Source organism: Pseudomonas fragi (assembly GCF_900105835.1).
Classification (GTDB): Bacteria; Pseudomonadota; Gammaproteobacteria; order Pseudomonadales; family Pseudomonadaceae; genus Aquipseudomonas; species Aquipseudomonas fragi.
The window spans coordinates 561,325-583,081 of record NZ_LT629783.1 but is presented as its reverse complement, the minus strand read 5'-3'; the positions used below and the strand labels follow the sequence as shown (position 1 = coordinate 583,081).

Here is a 21,757-nt window from a genome sequence, read left to right as displayed (position 1 = left end):
TTGCATATCCGCAAAATCATACAGCAATGGGCAAGCATCAATGGCGCATCAGCGATGGCCCCGCTCAAACAAAAATGCGCCTCAACTGGAGGCGCATTGTTCGCGGCTGCTGTTGCGTTGCGGCCAGACCACTTCGAGACGGGTATGGGTGATGCGCCATTGGCCATCGATGCGCCGGTACTCGTCGGCATAGAGCCCAAGCAGCAGCAACGGATTGGGATCAGCCTTGGAGGCTGTCTCGAAATCGATCAGGTAGCAGCGACCTTGTGCCGTATCCGGCCCGGTCAGCTTCACCCAGTGGTTGGCGATGGCATGCAGGAACGGATAACTGCCCTGGCGGTCGCGATCAAACAGGGTAAAGGCATCATTCAGACCGGCACGTATGGCATCGATGCCCTGCATTTTGCCGACGGTGACTTCCACCACGGCATCTGCCGAAAACACCTGGTCGAGTGCGGCGATGTTGTTGCTGTCCAGATGGTGGGCGTAAAGGGTCCTGAGAGTGCGGATTTCTTCACGATCGAGCAGTGCCTTGAGCTGGATATCCATGCAAGTGACCTCGTAGATGATGGGTCGGCTGGACTGCACAGACATTAGCCTGCACATTGACTGCGCCAGGGGCATGCCAGCTTCAGCCGAGTAATGACCATCACTGTAGGCCTGTTCAAATAAAAGATAATCCACAAATAATTCCAAACATTCTGGAATCACAGGATCAAATAGAGCCCCTCTTCGCGGTTTTGCGCGGTCAGGCGCATGCCCCTCCAAGGATCGATATGCTGCGCAAAGCCCAGATCATTACCTTCCCGGCCCTGATCGCATCGGTGTTGTTGCTGACCGGTTGTCCGCCGCCCGCTGAATTCACCCAGTGGCAACGCACGTCCACTACCGTCGTGGGAGTCCAGGCGGCGATGGCTGAATGTGGCGAGCCCGTAGGGCACTCAATGAACCGTTATCCGACAAACGAACGGGTGCTGCAGTTTCAGTGCATGCAGCGCCTGGGTTTTACCCGTAAAGACGGCTTTGATTTCTGTGCAGTCATGATCAATGCGCCGGCCTGCGTCGAAGCAAGAATGGGCCATGCGCTGAGCGTGTCCCAGCTCGAGGCCCTGCCGTTTGAAGCCGATGAAGGCTTCTATCCGATCAAGCCTGATTCCGGCCGTTATGAAGACATGCAGGTCACCTGGCGCAAGGTGGGCGCACCCCGCCACTTCTCGATGCAAGTGGCCAATAATCGCGAAGCGCTGCCGGTTATGTATGCCTGCGGCTATCCACGGCCGCTGGGGTCGAACCTGGACGTCGCCGACATCGGGCGCACAGCCCGGGCGCAACGCTGCATGATGGATCACGGCTTTGAACCGAAGGACAAAATGATGCTGGTGTGTCGGCCTTATCCCACCGTCACCGCCTGTAAAGGCAGCGCTGGACACCGCGGCTGACGGTTCAGGATCACCCGCGACACCCGGCTTCTGGCCGTTCACTGCCAGCAGCCGGGGGTACTTCTTTTTAGAAGTCCACTGTCGCAGACAGCTCAACGGTACGCGGCGCACCAAGGCCCAGGCTCGACAGCAGCGGCGTGCCCCAATAGGCCTTGTTGGCCACGTTGGTCACGCTGGCGCGCAAGGTCAGCGCACGGCTGGCCACCTGGGTGGCGTAGCGGCTGCCCAGGTCATAGACGGTATACCCCGGAATCGACTGGGTATTGTTGGTATCTATGTACTGCCAGGACACCGAGGTGGCATTGGCGGTCAATGTCAGGCCGTGTACCAGCGGTGTGTCCCACTCCACCCCCAATTTGCCTTGCAGCTTGGGCAGGCCGGTGGCCGTCTTGCCCTTGTGGTCCCCGGCGGTGATCTTGGGGTCGACATGGGCCACACCGCCCATCAGGCGCACATCCTGCAGCGGCGAGCCGAAAAAGCTCCACTCGACACCACGGTTACGCTGCTCGCCACCAAAGGAGAAGATGTTGCTGACCGGGTCGGTGTAACTGTTGGGGCGCTCGATCTGGTACAGGCTCAAGGTGTGGGTGAACTCGCCCAGGTCCACCTTGACCCCGACCTCCTTCTGCTTGGACTTGTAGGGTGCAAACACATCCCCGGCATTCTCTGCCGTCATCGGCGCAGTGGCGCCCTTGCTCAGTCCTTCGATGTAGTTGGCATACAGCGAGACCTGGTCAGTGACCTTGACCAGCAATGCCGCCGCCGGTGTATTGGCCGCCTCGTCATACCCCGGGACGTTGCGTGCGCCGGTTTTGACGTTAAAGGTGTCGGTGCGCACTTGCTGGCGGCGCAAGCCAAGGGTCAGCTGCACCCGATCATCAAGGATCGACAGGGTGTCTGCCAGGCCGTAGCTGGTCAGACGGGTTTCGGAGTGGGCAATATAAGGAAAGTCCCTGGCCGCCGCCGGGCCCCACACCGGGTTGTAAATATTGGTGACCCACTCGGCCCCCGGCACATTTCTGCGCCCGTAGTCCTTTTGCGTATCGCCATAGTGGGTGGCATTCAGGGTCCATTGGTGCTTGATCGCACCCGTTTGCAAATGCCCCCGCACGCCCATCTCCCCGGAGGTTTTTTCCAGGTCCATTTTCAATTGGCCCATCTTGGTCTCAAAGTCACCCGCATCGTTGAATACCGTCGCCAACATCGTGCCGCTGTATTCGTAGTGAGTCTGGCTCATGCCGTAGGCGGCATAGGCCATCAGGCTGTCGGTCAGGTCGTACTCACCGCGGATGATGGCCCCCCGGTCCGTTGTCTGCACATAGGCCCAGTCAGGGTTGAGCAGTGTATCGGCCTTGGGCGGTTTGGGCACCGCCACGCCTGGGCCCAGGTTAATGCCACGGTTCTGACCGCGCACACGATCTTCGGCTTCATACAGGTCAGCAGACAGGCGTACACGCTCGCCACGCCAGTCCAGGCCGAGCGAGGTCAGCTCAGCTTTCGGCTTTTGATGGTCGATCGCGCCGTCACCCTCGCGGTACACCCCGTTAAAACGGACACCGAACTGGTTGTCATCGCCAAAACGCCGACCGACGTCCACATGCCCGCCGAACTGCGCATCGGACATATAGGTACCGGTCAGTCGGGTCAACGGCTCATCCCCTGCCCGCTTGGGCACCAGGTTGACGCTGCCGCCCACCGAGCCGCCCGGCGGCATGCCATTGAGCAGGGCCGACGGGCCCTTGAGCACTTCGATGCGCTCGTACATTTCTGGCGAGATCCGGTAGTAAGGCGCCACGCCATACAGGCCGCCGATGCTCACATCGCTGATACTGCTGGCGAAGCCGCGGATCGAGTAGTTCTCGCTGAAGGTGCCGGTCAGGCCGTTGCTGAACACTGCAGGGTCGGTGGCGGCAATCACCTGGGTAATGTTCTGGGCCTGGCGATCGGCAATGTATTTTTCCGTGTAGCTGATGGTACTGAACGGCGTTTCCATAAAGTCCTTGTTGCCCAGCAGGCCCACCCGGCTGCCATAGGCCACTTGATCACCCGCGTAACTGGGGGGCAAACCGGCAGGCCCGGCCATGTCGCCCTCGACCAGGGTTGCGGGCAGGGTTGAGACGTCGCCGTGTTCTTCTTCGGCCAAACTCTCGGCACAGGCTGTCAGCCCTGTCATGCCCAGGGTCAGGCCCAGGAGCACGGTCTGCACGGCTTTAGCGGTGCGGCTCAAGGCAAAAACTGCGCAGGGTGGCGCAATGCGAGGATGTAGAGGGCGTTTGCTCACGCGAGGACTCCGTTGGTTGAGAGATTGTTTTTTATATGAATCAGAATGCTAGAAATGAAACTAATGAGAATCGTTAAACCTCAATAAAAAGCCTGGCCCGGGCCTGCCCTGCCTTAGCCCTGATAGCCCTTGAGCACGTCGTCGATCAGCAGTTTCAAGGAGGTCGGGCTGGCCCCGGTGACGTACCAGGCCTGGGCATCGACAAAGATCACCCGGCCGTTTTTCCAGGCATTGGTCTGGCGCAACAGTGGGTTGCCCATACTCCGGGCATCCATGACCGGGCGGCCCTCCATCACGGCGGTGCGGTCCACCACATAGATAATGTCGGGGTTGGCCTGCTGGATAAATTCACTGGACACCGGCTGGCCATGCAGACCGGTTGCAGTCGACGGCCCGGCGGGTTTTACCCCGAGGTCGTTGAAGACAAAGCCGTAACGCGAGTGAACGCCGAAAGCGCTGTAGGCGCCGTTGTTGTGCAACACCACCAGGGCTTTTTCAGGGCGCTCCCGGGTAATGGCCCTGGCCTGCTCCACCTTGGCATCCAGTTCGGCCACTTTTTGCTGCGCCAGCGCCTGCTTGCCAAACACTTGCCCCAGGGTCAGCAGGTGAGCCCGGATAACGTCGATATGCCGCGCCTCGCTGTCGCGATAATCGACATCGAAGTGCAGGGTCGGCGCCATCTCGCTCAGTTCGCCATAGTGGCTGGCCTGCAGCGAGGTGATCAGGATCAGGTCCGGCCGTGCGCCATGTACCCGCTCCAGGTTGGGTTGCACGATGGCCCCCAGGTCCTCAACACCCGGCGCATCCTTGTAGCGGGCAAGAAAGTGCGGGACAAAATCCTTGGGCATGCCCGCCACGGGCACGCCCAACTGATCAAGAAAGTCGACCTCATTCATGTCCAGCGCAACCACCCGTTGTGGCACATGCTCGATCAGGGTGGTGCCCAGTTGGTGCTGCACCCGAACCGCTGCGTACCCTCCCTGCTCTGCCGGTGCGCGGGTGGCTGGGCGGGGTATTTCGCCGCTGCTGTCATTGCACCCTTGCACCGCCAGCGTGGCGGCAATCAACAGGACCAGCGGCCTGAGGCGATATATGTGATGGAAGGTCATTGCCGTTCTCATTAGGGGTTGAAGTAGTTGCACAAACGCCCGCGCGGGCCCTGGCTGATGTCGAAGTCCAGCCCGTACAGTTCACCCAGCCGCGCTTCGGTAATCACCTCGTCCACGCTGCCGGCGCACTGCACTGCCCCCGCTTTCATGGCGACGATATGGTCGCTGTAGCTGGCGGCAAAGTTGATGTCATGCACCACCAGAATTACCGTGCGCCCGTGCTCGTCACACAGCCGGCGCAGCGCCCGCATAATCTGCACGGCGTGCTTGATATCGAGGTTGTTGAGGGGTTCGTCGAGCAGCAGGTAGTCGGTCTGCTGGGCGATGGTCATGGCCAGAAACGCCATTTGCCGTTGCCCGCCGCTGAGTTCGTCGAGGTAGGCATGGCGCAGCGGCTGCAGCGACAAAAAGGCGATGGCTTCGTCGATCACCTGGTGGTCCTCGCGGGTCAGGGCGCCCCGGCTGTAGGGGAAGCGCCCGAAGGCGACCAGCTCCTGTACGGTCAGGCGCAGGTTGAAGTCCGGCGACTGGCGCAACGTGGCGACACGCCGGGCGTATTCGCCCACGGGAATGCCCGCCACCGTTCGCCCCTCGAGGCAAACGGTACCGACGCAGGGTTGCATCAGCCGGGCAATCATCATCAGCAGCGTGGTTTTGCCCGCGCCATTGGGGCCGATCAGCGAGGTCAGGCGTTGCCCCGCAAAGCGGGCATCAACACCTCGCAAAACGGTTTTGCTGCCATAGGCCTTGTGCAGGTTGTGAACGGTGATCATGGCGCTCCTCGGGTACGCACCATCAGCACCAGGAAATATCCGCCACACAGCAGATTGATCAGGATGCCGACCGTGGTTGTGTAGTTGAAAACATGCTCGACCAGCAGCTGGGCGGCGATAAACAGGCCGATGGCAACCGCACTGCCCAGCGCCAGCGTGACCCGGTGCCTGAACGTGCGGGCCAGGGCATAGGTGCTATTGGCAACGAAAATACCCATAAAGGCCGTTGGCCCCAGCAGGCTGGTCGATACCGCAACCAGGGCCGCGATCAGGGCCAGGTGCAGGCGCACGCTGTGCCGATAATCGACCCCCAGGGATATCGCCTGGTCACGGCCCAGCGACAGCACGTCGAGGGTGGCCAGGCTCTTGCGCCCCACCAGGGCGACTGCTGCCACCACCAGCGCGCCATACAACAATTGCGGCGTTTGCACCCGATTGAACGAGGCCAGGCTGAAGCTCTGCAGTACCGAAAACTCACCGGGGCTGACCTTGAGCTGGACAAACTGGGTAAACGTGCTGATCACCAGAGTCAGCACCAGCCCGACCAGCAGCAGGGTGTACACGTTGCTGTTGCCGTCCCGGAACAGCCAGCGGTGGATCCCCCATGAATAGGCCAGCATCACCACCACAGACAGCAGGAAGTTGCCGTGGATGCCGAGCAACACCACGCTGCTGGTGCCAAGAAACAACACCAGCAAGGCCTGTAACAACAGGTACACGGCCTCGTAGCCCATGATCGCCGGCGTCAGGATGCGGTTGCCGGTCAGGGTCTGGAAGGTGATTGACGACCAGGCGATGCACACGCCACCGATGACCATCGCCCCCAGCCGGGTCAGCCGCCTGGGGATCACATACTCAACGTCCATGCCTGCGCCCAGAAACACAAACACCAGTGCCAGCAGCGTAACGGTGCCCCACACGGCCAGTCGGGGTTGCAGGCGCCTCATCGCTGCCTCCAGATGATCAGCGCGAGAAACAGCACGCCACCCACGCTGCCTGCGGTCAGGCCAATCGGCACCTCGAACGGGTAGATCAGGACGCGCCCGAGAATATCGCAGGCCAGCAGCAGGCTGGCCCCGCTCAGCGCCACGATGGGCAATGTACGCCCCAGGTTGTCGCCGTAACGCAACGCCACCAGATTGGGAATCACCAGCCCGACAAAGGGGATCGCGCCCACGCTGATCACCGTGGCCGACACCGTGACCGCCACCAGCAGCAGGCCCAGCGCCACGGTGGCCGGATAGTTCAGACCCAGGCTGGTGGCCATGCCCTCACCCATGCCGACCAGGGTGAAACGGTGTGCATACAGGTAGGTCAGCGCAACGATCGGCAAGATCAGGTAGATGATTTCGTAACTGCCCTGCACCACCCGGGAGAAGTCCCCCAGCAGCCAGCCCTGCATGCTTTGCATGATGTTGTGGCGATATGCGTAGAACTCGGCGATGGCACTCAAGACGCCGCCATACATCAGGCCGATGACCGGCACCAGCACCGTGCTCTTGAACTGGATGCGGCGAATCAGCAGCACAAACACCAACCCCGCGGCGAAGCAGACTACCAGCGCAAACAGCATGCGTACCGGCACGCTGGCAGCGGGCACCAGGGCCAGCGACAACAGGATGCCAAGCTTGGCGGCATCCAGGCCGCCCGAGGTGGCCGGCTCGACAAACTTGTTGCGCACAAGATGCTGCAAGATCACCCCGCACACCGACAGGCCAACGCCAGTGAGCACCAGTGCGGCCAGGCGTGGCAGGCGACTGGCAGTCAAGGTCAGCCAGGCATCCCCCGACCACTCCAGTTGCCGCGCCCCCACCAGCAACGAGGTCACGCAAAGCAAGGCAAATACGGCCAACCCGCCTGCACGCATCAGGCTTGCCCGCCGATACGCCAGCCCTTGGCCACCCGGCGCTGCGCCAGGAAATGGGCATAACGCCCTGCGCCGGCCAGCAATGCCGCCGGCGCTCCCTGCTCGACAACCCGGCCTTGGTCGAGCACCACGATCTGATCGGCCATAGCAATCGTCGACAGTTGGTGCGCAATCACCACCAGGGTGCGGCGCCCGCGCAGCCTGGCCAGGGTCTGGGCGATCAGTTGCTGGTTGTCGGCATCCAGCGCGGCCGTGGCCTCGTCCACCAACAGGATGGGTGCATCCTTGATCAGCGCACGCGCAATACCGATACGCTGACGCTCGCCACCCGACAGCCGCGCCCCGCCCTCGCCGACCTGGGTATCAAGCCCCTGCGGCAAACGCTCGATCAGTTCGCTGACTCCGGCTTGCTGCACTGCGTCAAGGAGTTCGGCGTCACTGGCGGCGGGTTTGCCCAGGCGAATATTGTCGGCAATGCTGCCCTGGAACAGATAACTGTCCTGGAAGATCTGGCTGATCTGAGCGGCCAGTTGAGTGCTGGTCATCTGCCGCACATCCACCCCGCCGATCAGTACGCAGCCCTGGCTTGGGTCATAAAACCGCGCAATCATCCGTACCAGGGTGGTCTTGCCCGAACCGGAGGCGCCAATCAACGCGGTCATGCTGCCCGGCTCGATACGCAGGCTGATGCCCTGCAGCACTTCGGGCTGGTCGGGGGCATAGCGCATGCCGAGGCTGCGCAACTCGATCGAAGCATCCGCCGGTTGCTGCGGCTGTTGCGGTTGCACCAGGGGCTGGGCGGCGAACAGGCTCTGCACGGCCGCAAGCTGGCCGCAGGCGCTGCGCAGGATCTCGGCATAGCTGGCCACGTCCAGCAGCGGCTCGATGTAGCGACTGCTCAGGACCAGCGCAACGATCACGGCAACCACTGACGCCCCCTGCACCTCCAGGCCCAGCCGCGGGCTGAGCCACAGGGCTGCGGCCACCAGCAGCGCAGCAAAGATCGCCTGCACCACCCAGGCATTGAGCACCACCGAGAGTGACGATTGTACGATCAGCCGCAAGCCAGACTGACGCTGGCGCTCGATGGCTTGTTCGAGCAACCGGGTACTGGCGCCTGCGCCGTTGAACGCGCGCAACACCGACTGGGCCTGGGCAAACTCGACCATGCGCTGGCTGGCCTCGGCAAATTGCCCCTGGAAAGCCCGGTCGCTGCGCCGTCCCAGGCGCGCGCTGAGCCATAAGGCCGCGGTCAAAACCACCAGCCCCAGCAGTGCAATCAGGCCCATTGGCCAGTTCAGCAGCCAGAGCGCAACAACGATCACCAATGGCGTCACCGCCCCGGTGATCACCGGGGTGAATACATGCGCCGGCAACTGGGCCAGGGCCATCATGCCCTGGGTAATCACATGGCCCAACTGGCGGGTGTTTTGCGCGGTAAACCAGCCCAGGGGCAAGCCTGCCACATGGTCACCGATACGATGGCGGGCGCCTTGCAAAATGACCACGCCCACGGCCACGCCTGCCCTTTCCACGCGGCGCCGCCCGGCCCAGCAGGCGAGCATGCCGGTCAGCATCAGTGCCAGCCAGAGTGCCGCACCACGCATATCACCAGTAAGCAGACGCCCCAGCACCGGCACCAGGGTGGTCAGGGTCAAACCGCTGAGCAAGCCATAGACCACGGCCAGGCGCAGATAACGATAAAACACCGGCGCGTCGTCGCCCAGCAGCTGTAAAAAGGACTTCAGCATGACGGCTCCGCCAGTTGGTCGAGAGTTTGATAGCCGCCCTGCGCCCATAAATGCGCATAGAGGCCGCCGCGGGCGAGCAGTTCAGCGTGATTGCCCTGCTCGCACACCCTGGCGTTGTCGAGCACGATGATCTGGTCGGCGTGCATCACGGTGTCGAGCCGGTGGGCGATAACCAGCAGCGTGCGACCCTGGGCAAAGTGCGACAGCGCGTCCTGGATCGCGACTTCGCTTTCGGCGTCGGCTGCCGCCGTGGCTTCGTCCAGCACCAACACGGGCGGGTCGAGCAGCACAGCGCGGGCGATGCTCACCCGCTGCTGCTCGCCACCGGACAACTGCGCGTCTTCACCCACCACCGAGTCATAGCCACGCGGCAAAGCCAGGATGCGTTCATGAATGTTGGCCATGCGCGCAGCGTCCTCGATCTGCTGCTGGCTGGCCGACGGCCTGCCCAGGGCAATGTTGGCGCGCACACTGGCGTGGATCAGGCGCACCTCCTGCAAGACAAAACCGATATGCCGGTACAGGGTTGCCGTGTCGAGATCACGCAGGTCCGCGCCGCCCAGGGTGATGCGCCCTTGGCTGGGGTCAAAAAAGCGCAGCAGCAGGCGCGCCAGGGTCGACTTGCCAGCACCGGAGCGGCCGACAATGGCGGTGGTGGTGCCCGGTTTGAGCCTCAGGTTGATCGCCGTGAGCACCGGCTGCCCGTGGTCATAGCTGTAGCCGACGTGCTCCAGGCAAATTTCGCTGCCCACAGGCGTGTGCTGCATGCCGGGTGCCGGCTGTTCCAGCACCGGGGTTTGCAGCAGGGCCTGCACGCGGCTGGCGGCTGCCACGCCGTGGTTCAGGTCATGGGTGAGGTAATGCAACAACAGCAGAGGCCCGCACAGCCCGGGGGTGACCAGGGCGAACGGCAGCACCTGCAACGGCGTTATCCAGCCCAGCGCCACAAACAGGCTGCCGAAAACCAGCACCCCACCCAGCACGGTCACGGGCGCGATCATGGCATTGGCATTGGCCATCGACCCCACCAGCGGGCGGGTGAAACCGATAAAGGCGCGGGCAAACGCATCGACAGCCTCGCGGTAGCTGCCCTGGGCCTTGTCTGCGCCAGCAAATGCCTTGAGCACCGGCATGCCGTTGACGAACGCCACCACGGCATTGTCGATACGGCCCATGCCCGCGACGAACGCCTGCATATTGTGCTCGCTGGCCTTGACCGCCCGGGTGAAAAATATAAAGAAACCGGGAAACGGCAGGATCGAGACCATTGCCAGGCGCCAGTCCAGCGCAAACAGATAGATCAGCGAAATGGCCACGGCACCGCCCGCGCGCCCCACCGTGGTGTAGAAATGCGCGGTGAGGCTGTGCAGCGTATTGATATCGTCCTGTATCGCCTGCTTGACCTCCCCCGCTGCCCGCTGCGTGAACCAGCCCAACGGCACACGGCTCAGGCGCCGCACAATGGCCAGGCGCAAATGATGGGTGATGCGGTTGTCGGCCAGGTGCGCCAGCAACTCGCCCGCCGTGATCAGCAACATGCCAAGGCACAGGCTGGTGACAGCGACCAGTACCGACCACCACAACTGGCCCGACCCATGTTCGAGGTTGCCCAGCACTGTCTGGCCGATATGGGCAATGGCGGCCAGTGGCACCAGGGTCAGCATGGAGCCGATGGCAGCCAGCATGGCAGCGACGATCAGGCGCCCACGGATAGGGGCCAGCAGCTGGCTGATCGGGCCGCGCACCTTGGGGTTGGCCGAGGCTGAATGAGGAGAGTCCATGACAATCAAGGGTCCGCAAATACACAAAAAGGAAAGGCCGGGGGTGTTTCTCAAGGTGCCGGAGCACCGGGATTGGCCCCTGGAATCAGAATACTAATTAGTTGCATGACTATAAACTAATTTGCGAAATCCTGACAAGCCAGCTAAAACACAGCCTTCACCGTTCAAGGATTTGTCATGAAAGCGCCACAACCACCTGCCGCTCGAGGGCGTCCGCGCACCATCACCCGCGAACGCATCGTCGATGCAGGCATCGAAATCGGCTTGCCGAACATCACCTTTGTCGGCGTTGCCGCTGCATTGGGGGTCAGCCATATGGCGCTGTACAAGCACGTTGCCAATCTGGAGGCGCTCAAAAGCATGGTCGCCGAGGAGATCTTCACCCGCTGGCAGATCCCCCGCGCCCAGGCCGACCAGCCGGGTACCCTGAAGGAGTATTTGCTCGGGTTTGCCACCTCGGTGCGGGTGTTCGTCAAGGCCCACCCCGGGCTGACGCCTTATGTGATTCGCAGGCTGGCCGCGACGCAGCCGATGCTCACCAAGATCGACGAACATCAGCGCCACATAGCCCAGATCTATGCCATTTCTATAGAAAATGCCCGCTGGCTGCTGGCAACCATTGCCTTCCACGGCATTGCCGTCGCCGACACGGTGTATTCGGTCACCTGCCGCGAACCGCTGCTGGAGGCGGACCGCGCAAGTGAGGAGGCAGAAATGGAAATCGAGCTGGCCCAAGGCATGCGCGCGCTTATCGTCGGTGCGCTGGTGCTGCTTCAAGAAGAAAATCCGGGGCTTGCCCCGCCCGTCAAGACGCCGTCATAACCGCCGTGCCGGCCCCCTGCAATTGACAGGGAACTACTGGGCCAGAGCGGGTCAAACCCAACTCATATCGTTCATGTGATTGAACGCAGGAGTTGGATGATGAGCAGTAAAACGACCCACGGCTGGGCATGGGCCTACAACAAGATTCGCGGCCTGCAGTGCTCCCGGCTAACCTCAGCCTACAGGGCGACCCTGTATGTGCTGCGAGGTGATACGGGCATTTTCCACAGCGATGTCAGCTGGCAAAAAAACCGGATCAGGCGTTAAACACGTAACGATCGAACTTTAAACTTTATGCGCCCTCTATATCTTTAGGGGCATAAGGTCCCTGAATGAGTGTCTTGCTAACTATCGACTGAGGTTAATGACATGCGGATTACATTACCCGTTCTACTACTGGGCATGGTGATATCGCAGGGAGCAATGGCCGCTGGAGATGGATCTGCCGCCGTCGGCGGCGGTGTTGGCGGTGCGCTGGGCAATATTGTCGGCCAACAGCTGGGTGGCTCCACCGGGGCCGCCGTCGGTGCTGGTCTGGGCGGTGCTGCAGGTGGCGCACTCGGCGCGCAAAAAGGCAGTAAAACCGAAGCCGCCATCGGTGGCGGGCTTGGCTCGGCAGGCGGCTCTGTGATCGGCCATCAGTTGGGTGGCTCCACCGGCTCGACCATCGGCGCAGGCGTGGGCGGTGCCGTCGGCGGCGCAGTCGGCAACAACCTGGGCAACGATGGCGACCGCCATCACTCCAATGGCAATGGCAATGGCAATGGCAATGGCAAGGGTAAACACAAGCACAAAAACAAGCACCGCTAACGAGCCCTATAGTTAAGGCCCAAGAGCCCGACCTGATGTCGGGCTTTTTTGTGCCCCGGTGGCCGCTCATCCACCCTGATGACCGGCCATCTGCCATCTGCCGATTCGTCCTACAGGCCAATGGCGGCACTGCTATGCTCGATTTAATCAACAGTCATGGTGCAGTTTCTCTAGACGCTCCGGTACAGGGATAAAAGGATCGTATGGGAAAACCTTCAGGAAATGGATTCCGGAAACCATTGAATATACGGGGCGAACTCCGAAAAGCCAGACGAGTAGGAACTTAAATAAGGAGATTTAACGTATGACTGCTCAAGAGCAACTCGTTGGCGGATGGACTGTCTACCACAAGCTGACTCCAAAGGATCAGGAAGTATTCAAAGAAGCCCTGACCGGGTTCGTGGGTGTGCAGTACTCACCGGAGCTGGTTTCGACCCAGGTCGTCAATGGCACCAACTATCGCTTCAAATGCACCGCAACACTGCCTGGCTCGCCCGGCACATCATGGCAAGCCATCGTGGAAACCTACGCGCCAATTAATGGCAAACCGCACATTACCCAGATCCATCGGGTCTAAGCGCGTATAAACCCTTCGGGGCGCGCCGCGAGTGCGCCTCGAAGGTTCCTCTGCCACCTCCCGCAAACAAAGGTTTGAAGCACCCGCCCGATTCCCCGTACCCTGTGCGTTGAATACCCCCCGCAAGTACCGTCCCTCAATCCAGATTGCCTGGCCCCGCAGAAGTGTTGAACATGCCCAGCAAACCAGCCGCAGAAAGCCCGATGGCGACTGCAGCAGAGATAGAACACGCCATCCTGACCCTGAACCGAATGGCCGAACGCCTGTGGGGCGATGGCCGCGAAACTGAAGCCAAGGCCCTGCTCGATGCGCTGGACGCCCTGAACCGGGCGCTGGACCGCATCCGCATTGGCGAAATGGGTCGCGCCGCGACTCTGCACTGAGCACCCGGCGTTTTTTGTAGCCCAAGGCACTTGCACGATCGCCTCGCTGGCGGTAATGCTCGGTCTGACTTCAACAATACCGACAAGGCTGCTATCGCCATGGTGGTGATGCGCCGCGAACTTTGCGACTAGGCTGCACCGGATACACACCTCATATAAAAATAATCGAGTGTCGTGAGCCGCCATGAATATCCTCTACGATGAACGCGTCGACGGCGTACTGCCTGACGTTGATAAAGCCGCCCTGTTGCACGCCTTGCAAACGCGCTTGCCGCAGCTTGAAGTCCTGCATGAGCGTGAACAACTCGCGCCCTACGAGTGCGACGGGCTGTCGGCCTATCGCACCACGCCCCTGCTGGTGGCATTGCCCCGTCACCTCGACGAGGTGCAAGAGCTGTTGCGCATCTGCCATCAGATGCGCGTGCCGGTGGTCGCACGGGGGGCCGGCACGGGGTTGTCCGGCGGTGCCTTGCCCCTGGAAAAAGGCCTGCTGCTGGTGATGGCGCGCTTTGACAAAATCCTCCATATCGACCCTGGCGCGCGCACTGCACGGGTTCAGCCGGGGGTACGCAACCTGGCGATATCCCAGGCTGCGGCGCCCTTTGGCCTGTACTACGCGCCCGACCCGTCCTCGCAAATCGCCTGCTCAATCGGCGGCAATGTCGCGGAAAACGCCGGTGGCGTGCATTGCCTGAAGTACGGCCTGACCGTCCACAACCTGCTCAGGATCGAGGTACTGACCGTCGACGGCGAACCGCTGACCCTGGGCTCGGACGCGCTCGACGCGCCAGGTTTCGATCTGCTGGCGCTGTTTACCGGCTCCGAAGGCATGCTCGGGGTCATCACCGAGGTGACGGTCAAGCTGCTGCCCAAACCGCAGACCGCCAAGGTGCTGCTGGCGGCCTTCGACAGTGTCGAGCAAGCCGGCCGGGCCGTGGCCGACATCATCGCCGCCGGCATCATCCCCGGCGGCCTGGAGATGATGGATAACCTGGCCATCCGCGCCGCCGAAGACTTTATTCATGCCGGCTACCCTGTTGATGCCCAGGCCATTTTGCTGTGCGAGCTCGATGGCGTTGAGGCCGATGTCCACGACGACTGCAACCGCGTGCGCCAGGTACTGGAGCAGGCGGGTGCCAGCGAAGTCCGCCAGGCCAGGGACGAGGCCGAACGGGTACGTTTCTGGGCCGGACGCAAGAACGCCTTTCCCGCCGTGGGCCGCCTTGCGCCGGATTACTATTGCATGGACGGCACCATTCCGCGCCGGCAACTGGCGGGCGTGCTGCAGGCCATTGCCGCCTTGTCGGCCGCCTACAACCTGCGGGTTGCCAACGTGTTCCACGCCGGTGACGGCAATATGCACCCGCTGATCCTGTTCGATGCCAACCAGCCCGGCGAGCTTGATCGCGCCGAAGCCCTGGGCGGCAAGATCCTTGAGCTGTGCGTGAAAGTCGGGGGCAGCATTACCGGTGAGCACGGCGTGGGTCGCGAAAAGATCAATCAGATGTGCGCGCAGTTCAACAGCGACGAACTGACCCTGTTTCATGCCGTCAAAGCCGCCTTCGACCCTGCTGGCCTGCTCAACCCCGGCAAGAACATCCCGACCCTGCACCGCTGCGCCGAATTCGGCGCCATGCATGTACACGGCGGGCAGTTGCCCTTCCCCGAACTGGAGCGTTTCTGATGCACACGAGCGAGGATCTCGATAACAGCAGCGTGCTGCTGGAGCAGGTCAACCAGGCCCTGCACAGCGGCACTGCGCTACGCATTCAGGGCGCCAACAGCAAGATGTTCCTGGGCCGCGCCGTGGCCGGCGAAGTGCTCGACACTCGCAACCATCGCGGTATCGTCAGCTATGACCCCACCGAACTGGTGATCACTGCCCGTTGCGGCACACCGCTGGCGCAATTGACCCATGTACTGGAACAGTCACGCCAAATGCTGCCCTGCGAGCCACCCGCCTACGCTGGCGCCACGGTGGGCGGCATGATTGCCAGCGGGCTGTCAGGGCCTCGCCGGCCGTGGGCGGGCTCGGTCAGGGACTATGTGCTGGGCACCCGGGTCATCACCGGGCACGGCAAGCATTTGCGTTTTGGCGGCGAGGTGATGAAAAACGTTGCCGGTTATGATCTGTCACGGCTGATGGCAGGCAGTTACGGCTCTCTTGGGGTGATCACCGAGGTGTCGCTCAAGGTGCTGCCCAAACCACGGCAGTGCCTGAGCATCAGCCTGCAGATGAGCAGCGAACGTGCCCTGCTGCGCCTGGCCGAGTGGGGGCAGCAACCGCTGCCGATCAGCGCCGCCTGCCACGACGGGCAGCGTCTGCACCTGCGCCTTGAGGGCGGTGAAGGCTCGGTGGCAGCCGCCCGTGAGCGGCTGGGCGGCGATCTGCTGGACGGCGCCTTCTGGGCTGATCTGAACGCACAGCGCCTGGATTTTTTCACCGCTGGCTCGCCTCTCTGGCGCCTGTCCCTGCCCAACAACACCCCGGCCCTGGCCTTGCCCGGCCAGCAGTTGATCGATTGGGGCGGCGCCCAGCGCTGGCTCAAGTCGGATGCCGAAGCGAGCTGGATTCGCGCTGTCGTCGCCGAGGTCGGCGGGCATGCCACCTGCTACAGCCGCGGCCTTGTCGACAGCCCGTTCCAGCCGCTGCCTGCGGCCCTGCTGCGCTATCAGCGCAGCCTCAAATACCAGCTCGACCCGCAGGGTATTTTCAACCCCGGTCGACTGTACGCGGAGCTTTGAGCCATGCAGACCACCCTGAGCGAACTCGCCCGGCAACTGCCCCGTGCCGCAGAAGCCGAACGCATTCTGCGCACCTGCGTGCATTGCGGCTTCTGTAACGCCACCTGCCCGACCTACCAGTTGCTCGGCGATGAACTGGATGGCCCCCGGGGCAGGATTTACCTGATCAAGCAGGTGCTTGAAGGCAATGCGGTGACACGCAAGACCCAGCAGCATCTGGACCGTTGCCTGTCGTGCCGTAACTGCGAAACCACCTGCCCTTCGGGGGTCGACTACCACAACCTGCTGGATATCGGCCGCGCGCTGGTCGATGCCCGGGTGCCAAGGCCGCTGGCCCAGCGCCTGGTGCGCGAAGGCTTGCGCCGCGTAATAGCCAATGCCGCGCTGTTCAAGGGCCTGATCGGCAGCGGGCAGGTATTGCGCCCCTGGCTGCCCTCCCCCCTGCAGGCCAGGCTGCCGCGCACCCCGCCTGCACCCATCCCCCGCCCGAGCCGCCAGCATGCGCGGCTCGTACTGCTGCTCGAAGGTTGCGTGCAACCGGGCCTGTCACCCAACACCAACGCAGCCACGGCCAGCGTGCTCGACCGCTTGGGTATCAGCGTAATCCCGGCGCCGCAAGCCGGGTGCTGCGGTGCCGTGGATTATCATCTGGACGCCCAGGCCGCCGGCCTTGATCGCGCCCGCCGCAATATCGATGCCTGGTGGCCGGGGATTGCCCAAGGGGCCGAAGCGATCGTGCAAACCGCCAGCGGCTGCGGTGCCTTTATCAAGGACTACGGCCACCTGCTCGGCAGCGACCCGGCCTATGCCGAAAAAGCAGCCAGGGTCAGTGCGCTGGCCAGGGACCTGGTGGAAGTGCTGCGCGACGAGCCGCTGGGCACACTTGGCGTGCGCAGCGATCTGCGACTGGCGTTCCACTGCCCCTGCACCTTGCAGCACGCGCAAAAACTCGGCGGCGCGGTTGAAGGCGTACTCACTGAGCTGGGCTTCAACCTGAGCGCCGTGCCCGACAGCCACCTGTGCTGCGGCTCGGCGGGTACCTATTCACTGACCCAGCCCGAACTGTCCCGGCAACTGCGCGACAACAAACTCAACGCGCTGGAAAGCGGGCACCCGCAGGTCATCGTCACCGCCAATATCGGCTGCCAGGCGCACCTCGACAGCGCTGGCAGAACCCCGGTGCGACACTGGATCGAACTGGTTGCAGAGGCATTGCCCGAGCCTGAAGCGGCGCCATGAAAGTCGGCCGCCATCAAGCCTTGGCGCCTAACCGGGCAAGCACCTCTGCGATCAACGGGTTGGGCCGTCCGGTATTCCAGGCCACGGCGGTGGTGACCACGCTGAGTTTCTGGCTCAGCGCGCGAAACACCACATTGGCAGGGGCCAGTTTTTTCATGGATGCCGGCACCAGCGCAATGCCCTGGCCATAGCTGACAAAAGCAATTTGCGAGGCCACTGAACGCACTTCATGCAGCACCCGCGGGGAAAAACCGCTGGCCCGGCAGGTGGCAATCAAGTTGTCGAAATACACCGGGCTGACCTGGCGCGAAAACATCACCAAAGGTTCATTGGACAAGCTCGACAGGCTGATCCGCGTGCGCGCCGCCAGGGGATGGTCGCTGGGCAGGGCCAGCACCAGGCGATCTTCCAGTAGCGGCACGGACTGGATCGAGGCGCCCAGGTCACCGTCCAGGCGGGCGAACGCCAGATCGATATCCCCCGCTTCCAGCGCCGGCACCGCCTCGACGCTGTCTATTTCCCGCACAGAGACGGTCAGGTGCGGGTATGCCTCTTTCAATTGCTCAATCAACCCCGGCAGCACATCAAACATGGCCGTTGAAATCGCACCGATGGTCAGCATCCCCGACTGCCCTCCCAGCGCTTCCTCCACAGCCAGCTCCAGGCGCTCCAGTTGCTCGGCGAACTTGCGCACCGCGGGCAGGATCGCCGCGCCCACCGGGGTCAGCTTGGCGCCGCGGCGTGAGCGCTCGAACAACTTGACCTTGAGCGCCTGTTCCAGCACCTGGATCTGCTCGCTCAGTGGCGGTTGGGACATGCCGAGGCGCTTGGCGGCACGGCCGAAATTCTGCTCTTCGGCCACGGTCAGAAACAGCCACAGATGCCGAATCAGGCGAAAATTGATCATGCTTCATCCATAGGTTAAACATATGCAAGTCTTACGTTAACAGGAATATACCTATCAAACAGCCTCGCTGACACTGGCTGCCTTAATGACCTGAGGGCAGCGCAATGACTCAACCCAGCAACACCTTGCTCGAACGCCTGGCGGCACTGGATACCAACACGGTATCCGATGCCCTGGATTTCCTCGGCCTGGCAGGTGCCACCGTGGGGCTGCGGCCCCTGTGGAACTGTCCAAAAATTGTCGGCCGCGCCAGCACCGTGTTGCTGGCAGCCCAGTGCGAAAAGGCCTCCAGCGCGCACCTGATCACCCCCGTGGTCGCACAGATCAACAGTGCTGACCGGGTGCTGGTAATCGCAGGCGGTCTCGAAGGCATCTCCTGCTGGGGCGATATCCTCGCCAACGCCGCCACGGCAAAACAACTGCGGGGCACCGTGATCGACGGTTGCAGCCGGGATATCGACGGCAGTGCCGCCATCGGTTACCCGGTGTATGGCCGTGGCGTGACCATGATCAGCGCACGCAACCGCGTGCGGCAGATCGGTGCTGGGGTCACTATCACCGTGGCAGGCGTGGCCGTCAGTGAAGACGACTATGTGATCGCCGACAACTGCGGCACGGTATTTGTGCCTCAGGGCCATATCGAGCAAGTCATCGAACTTGGCGAGCGTATCGCCCACCGCCAGGCAGGCATGCTGCAGGCTGTGCGCAGCGGTTGCTCGGTGGCTGAGGTCATGCACGACGCACAGTTCGACGCCATTGCCCCGGAGCACGCCTGATGAACCTTGATGACAAAGCACTGGTGGCCCTGTTTGACGGCCTCGACACCCCTGCTGTTTCCGATGCCCTGGACAAGCTCGGCCTGCCCGGCCAATGCCTGGGCATCGCGCCGCTGGGCAACTACAGCCAGGTGGTCGTCGGCCCGGCATTTACCGTGCAGTACGTTGCCGCCAGTGTGCCTGCCGGCACCGTAGGCGACTTTATCGACGCCGTGCTACCAGGTGATGTGGTGGTGATCGACAATGCCGGGCGTACCGACTGCACCGTGTGGGGCGACATCATGACCCAGTACGCCGGAAACCGGCATATCGCCGCCACTGTGATCGACGGTGTATGCCGTGACGTCAACAAGGCGCTGGGCGACGGTTATCCGATCTTCAGCCGGGGCCGCTTTATGCGCACCGGCAAGGACCGTGTGCAGGTGCAGTCGCTCAACCAGCCCGTGTCCATTGGCACGGCACGGGTTTGCGCCCGCGATATCGTGGTTGCCGATGCCAATGGCGTGGTCATCGTGCCCCGTGCCCGGGCCGCTGAAGTGGCAGCCTGTGCGCGCCAGATCGAGCGGGTCGAAGCCGATATCCGTGGCCTTATCGGCCAAGGCCAGACCCTTGAAAGCGCCCGGGCCGCCCTGGGGTATCACAACCTGCAGAGGAAAGCCTGATGAACCCTTACTACCAACGGGCAAAAGCGCTGGGCAGCTCGACGCTCTATGAGGCTTCGCACCTGCCTTGCGCCGTGGACAGTGATATCCGCCCGATCTGGGAAGGCGCCTTTATCGCCGCCCCGGCTTACCCGCTGCAGTGTTCACCGGGTGACAACCTGGCCTTGCATCTGGCCCTGGAGCGCGCCCCGCGTGGCAGCGTGCTGGTGGTGGGCACCGGCCACTTTATGGCCGGCTACTGGGGCGAGGTACTTACCGTTGCGGCACAAGCCGCCGGGGTGGCGGGCCTGGTCATCGATGGCGGGGTTCGTGATATCGCGGCCCTGAAAAAGCATCAATTCCCGGTCTTTGCCCGGGGCATTTCGGTCAGGGGCACGCTCAAGAGCAGCGCCCCGTCCGTGGGACAGGCTTTCCATTTCGCCGGTGTCCCTGTTGCGCCGGGGGATTGGGTGGTGGCCGACGACGATGGCGTCATCATCATTCCCCATACACAAGTGGCGCGCACCCTGGCCGAAGGCGAAGCGCGTGCCGACAAGGAAGCCCACATGATGCAGGCATTGAGTGAAGGCCGTACCACCCTTGAACTGATGAACCTGACCGAATGGAGAAGCCGCGCATGACCGACGATATCCAACGGCTCAACCGGCGCCTGGCCAGCGCACAGCCTTCGGCGACCTACCGGATCATCGACCGCGTGGCGGAGCGTCGGGCACAAGGCGCGCAGATCATCTCCCTGTGCGCGGGCGAACCGGACTTCGACACCCCGGAACATGTGCGTGCCGCTGCGTTCCAGGCCATTGAACAGGGGCACACCCGCTACACCCAGGTCGCCGGTGTGCGCTCACTGCGAGAAGCGGTGGCGGCCAAGTTTCGTCGCGAAAATGCCCTGGATGTCAGCTGGCAGGACACCCTGGTCTGCAACGGAGGCAAGCAGGTGATCTATAACGCCCTGGCCGCGACCCTCAATGAGGGTGACCAGGTCATAGTCCCGGCGCCGTATTGGGTCAGCTACCCTGAAATCGTGCAGTTGTGCGGCGGTGAACCGCACATCGTGACCTGTGACGCGGCCAGCGGTTTCAAGCTCACCGCCCAATTGCTCGCCGCTGCAATTACCCCGCAGACCCGCTGGCTGATCCTGAATTCGCCCTCCAACCCCACCGGCGCCGTGTATAGCCGCGACGAACTGCGCGAGCTGGCTGACGTGCTGCTGGCCCACCCCCATGTGCTGATCCTGGCCGACGATATCTATGAACACCTGATCTTCGATGATCAATGGTTCTACACCCTGGCCCAGGTAGAGCCCCGGCTGGCGGCGCGTACCCTGACCATGAACGGTGTGTCCAAGGCCTACGCCATGACCGGCTGGCGCATCGGCTTTGCCACCGGCCCGCGCTGGCTGCTGCAGGCGATGGAAACGCTGCAGGGCCAGCAGACTTCGGGGGCCTGCGCGGTCTCGCAACAGGCCGCACTGGCGGCACTGGAGGGGCCAAAGGACTTTATCCATGCCAGTCGCGCGGCGTTCCAGCGCCGTCGTGACCTGATGGTCGAACGGCTCAACGCCATCGGCCTGGAGTGCTGTAGCCCGGCCGGCGCTTTCTACGCATTCGCCTCATGTGCCAGCTTGATCGGCCGCACCTCGCCAGCAGGCCGGGTGCTGCACACCGACGAAGATGTTGCCCTGGCCCTGCTCGACGAAGCCAATGTGGCCGTGGTGCAGGGCAGCGCCTTTGGCCTGGGGCCGTATCTGCGCATTGCCTATGCGCTGGATGAAAGGTCCTTGCACAAGGCTTGCGAGGCGATCAGCGGGTTTTGCCAAGCCGTGCGTTAACTCGCCG

22 protein-coding genes are annotated in these 21,757 nt (G+C 62.6%); 13 read left to right on the top strand and 9 right to left on the bottom strand.

Annotated features, from left to right (window positions below):
* Nucleotides 1-81 precede the first annotated feature (81 nt).
* The gene (locus BLU25_RS02645) at nucleotides 82-684 is read right to left on the bottom strand and encodes a nuclear transport factor 2 family protein (RefSeq protein ID WP_228795865.1); all 603 of its coding nucleotides are present in this window, start codon (nucleotides 682-684) and stop codon (nucleotides 82-84) included.
* Between the two features lie 92 nt (nucleotides 685-776).
* On the opposite strand from BLU25_RS02645, the gene BLU25_RS02640 reads away from it, so the two are divergent.
* Entirely contained in the window at nucleotides 777-1,439 is a 663-nt protein-coding gene (locus BLU25_RS02640) for a hypothetical protein (RefSeq protein ID WP_016780821.1), read from the top strand.
* A 67-nt stretch (nucleotides 1,440-1,506) separates the two neighbouring features.
* On the opposite strand, the gene BLU25_RS02635 is transcribed toward BLU25_RS02640, so the two are convergent.
* From BLU25_RS02635 to BLU25_RS02605, 7 genes are all read right to left on the bottom strand, one after another.
* Nucleotides 1,507-3,720: a TonB-dependent receptor gene (locus BLU25_RS02635; protein WP_083369508.1), complete on the bottom strand. Its 2,214-nt coding sequence runs from the start codon at nucleotides 3,718-3,720 to the stop codon at nucleotides 1,507-1,509.
* Between the two features lie 113 nt (nucleotides 3,721-3,833).
* Complete coding sequence (locus BLU25_RS02630; RefSeq protein ID WP_016780819.1) at nucleotides 3,834-4,829, bottom strand: siderophore ABC transporter substrate-binding protein; 996 nt, start codon at nucleotides 4,827-4,829, stop codon at nucleotides 3,834-3,836.
* 11 nt (nucleotides 4,830-4,840) lie between these two features.
* On the bottom strand, nucleotides 4,841-5,602 hold the full coding sequence (locus BLU25_RS02625; RefSeq protein ID WP_016780818.1) for an iron ABC transporter ATP-binding protein: 762 nt from the start codon (nucleotides 5,600-5,602) through the stop codon (nucleotides 4,841-4,843).
* Nucleotides 5,599-6,549, bottom strand: a complete 951-nt coding sequence (locus tag BLU25_RS02620; RefSeq protein WP_016780817.1) for an iron chelate uptake ABC transporter family permease subunit — start codon at nucleotides 6,547-6,549, stop codon at nucleotides 5,599-5,601. The genes BLU25_RS02625 and BLU25_RS02620 overlap by 4 nt, the downstream gene beginning before the upstream one ends.
* A complete protein-coding gene (locus tag BLU25_RS02615; RefSeq protein WP_016780816.1) occupies nucleotides 6,546-7,469 on the bottom strand; it encodes an ABC transporter permease in 924 nt (307 codons plus the stop codon). The genes BLU25_RS02620 and BLU25_RS02615 overlap by 4 nt, the downstream gene beginning before the upstream one ends.
* Nucleotides 7,469-9,220, bottom strand: a complete 1,752-nt coding sequence (locus tag BLU25_RS02610; RefSeq protein ID WP_016780815.1) for an ABC transporter ATP-binding protein — start codon at nucleotides 9,218-9,220, stop codon at nucleotides 7,469-7,471. The genes BLU25_RS02615 and BLU25_RS02610 overlap by 1 nt, the downstream gene beginning before the upstream one ends.
* Nucleotides 9,214-11,001, bottom strand: coding sequence for an ABC transporter ATP-binding protein (locus tag BLU25_RS02605; protein ID WP_083369507.1), 1,788 nt, complete (start codon nucleotides 10,999-11,001; stop codon nucleotides 9,214-9,216). Before BLU25_RS02605 ends, BLU25_RS02610 begins: the two co-directional genes overlap by 7 nt.
* Nucleotides 11,002-11,178: 177 nt before the next feature.
* On the opposite strand from BLU25_RS02605, the gene BLU25_RS02600 reads away from it, so the two are divergent.
* From BLU25_RS02600 to glcF, 8 genes are all read left to right on the top strand, one after another.
* On the top strand, nucleotides 11,179-11,823 hold the full coding sequence (locus BLU25_RS02600; RefSeq protein ID WP_083369506.1) for a TetR/AcrR family transcriptional regulator: 645 nt from the start codon (nucleotides 11,179-11,181) through the stop codon (nucleotides 11,821-11,823).
* Between the two features lie 99 nt (nucleotides 11,824-11,922).
* Nucleotides 11,923-12,090 carry a hypothetical protein gene (locus BLU25_RS23545; RefSeq protein WP_016780811.1) on the top strand — a complete coding sequence of 56 codons (168 nt, stop codon included), beginning with the start codon at nucleotides 11,923-11,925 and terminating at the stop codon, nucleotides 12,088-12,090.
* A gap of 102 nt (nucleotides 12,091-12,192) precedes the next feature.
* The gene (locus BLU25_RS02595) at nucleotides 12,193-12,633 is read left to right on the top strand and encodes a glycine zipper domain-containing protein (RefSeq protein ID WP_029611397.1); all 441 of its coding nucleotides are present in this window, start codon (nucleotides 12,193-12,195) and stop codon (nucleotides 12,631-12,633) included.
* A 304-nt stretch (nucleotides 12,634-12,937) separates the two neighbouring features.
* Complete coding sequence (locus BLU25_RS02590) at nucleotides 12,938-13,210, top strand: hypothetical protein (protein WP_016780809.1); 273 nt, start codon at nucleotides 12,938-12,940, stop codon at nucleotides 13,208-13,210.
* A 173-nt stretch (nucleotides 13,211-13,383) separates the two neighbouring features.
* The gene (locus tag BLU25_RS02585) at nucleotides 13,384-13,593 is read left to right on the top strand and encodes a hypothetical protein (RefSeq protein ID WP_016780808.1); all 210 of its coding nucleotides are present in this window, start codon (nucleotides 13,384-13,386) and stop codon (nucleotides 13,591-13,593) included.
* Between the two features lie 184 nt (nucleotides 13,594-13,777).
* Nucleotides 13,778-15,277 (top strand): glycolate oxidase subunit GlcD, encoded by a 1,500-nt coding sequence (glcD, locus tag BLU25_RS02580; RefSeq protein ID WP_016780807.1) that lies wholly within the window; start codon nucleotides 13,778-13,780, stop codon nucleotides 15,275-15,277.
* Nucleotides 15,277-16,338: a glycolate oxidase subunit GlcE gene (gene glcE / locus BLU25_RS02575; RefSeq protein ID WP_016780806.1), complete on the top strand. Its 1,062-nt coding sequence runs from the start codon at nucleotides 15,277-15,279 to the stop codon at nucleotides 16,336-16,338. The genes glcD and glcE overlap by 1 nt, the downstream gene beginning before the upstream one ends.
* Nucleotides 16,339-16,341: 3 nt before the next feature.
* Nucleotides 16,342-17,577, top strand: coding sequence for a glycolate oxidase subunit GlcF (gene glcF, locus BLU25_RS02570; protein ID WP_016780805.1), 1,236 nt, complete (start codon nucleotides 16,342-16,344; stop codon nucleotides 17,575-17,577).
* A 13-nt stretch (nucleotides 17,578-17,590) separates the two neighbouring features.
* Here glcF and BLU25_RS02565 read toward each other — a convergent pair whose 3' ends face one another.
* Entirely contained in the window at nucleotides 17,591-18,484 is an 894-nt protein-coding gene (locus BLU25_RS02565) for a LysR family transcriptional regulator (RefSeq protein ID WP_016780804.1), read from the bottom strand.
* Between the two features lie 104 nt (nucleotides 18,485-18,588).
* Between BLU25_RS02565 and BLU25_RS02560 the strand changes: the two genes are divergently transcribed.
* From BLU25_RS02560 to BLU25_RS02545, 4 genes are read left to right on the top strand one after another with little or no spacing between them, the layout of a single operon-like run.
* Entirely contained in the window at nucleotides 18,589-19,260 is a 672-nt protein-coding gene (locus BLU25_RS02560) for an RraA family protein (RefSeq protein WP_016780803.1), read from the top strand.
* A complete protein-coding gene (locus BLU25_RS02555; RefSeq protein WP_016780802.1) occupies nucleotides 19,260-19,922 on the top strand; it encodes an RraA family protein in 663 nt (220 codons plus the stop codon). Before BLU25_RS02560 ends, BLU25_RS02555 begins: the two co-directional genes overlap by 1 nt.
* The gene (locus BLU25_RS02550) at nucleotides 19,922-20,542 is read left to right on the top strand and encodes an RraA family protein (RefSeq protein ID WP_016780801.1); all 621 of its coding nucleotides are present in this window, start codon (nucleotides 19,922-19,924) and stop codon (nucleotides 20,540-20,542) included. Before BLU25_RS02555 ends, BLU25_RS02550 begins: the two co-directional genes overlap by 1 nt.
* A complete protein-coding gene (locus tag BLU25_RS02545; RefSeq protein WP_016780800.1) occupies nucleotides 20,539-21,750 on the top strand; it encodes a pyridoxal phosphate-dependent aminotransferase in 1,212 nt (403 codons plus the stop codon). Before BLU25_RS02550 ends, BLU25_RS02545 begins: the two co-directional genes overlap by 4 nt.
* Nucleotides 21,751-21,757: the final 7 nt, after the last annotated feature.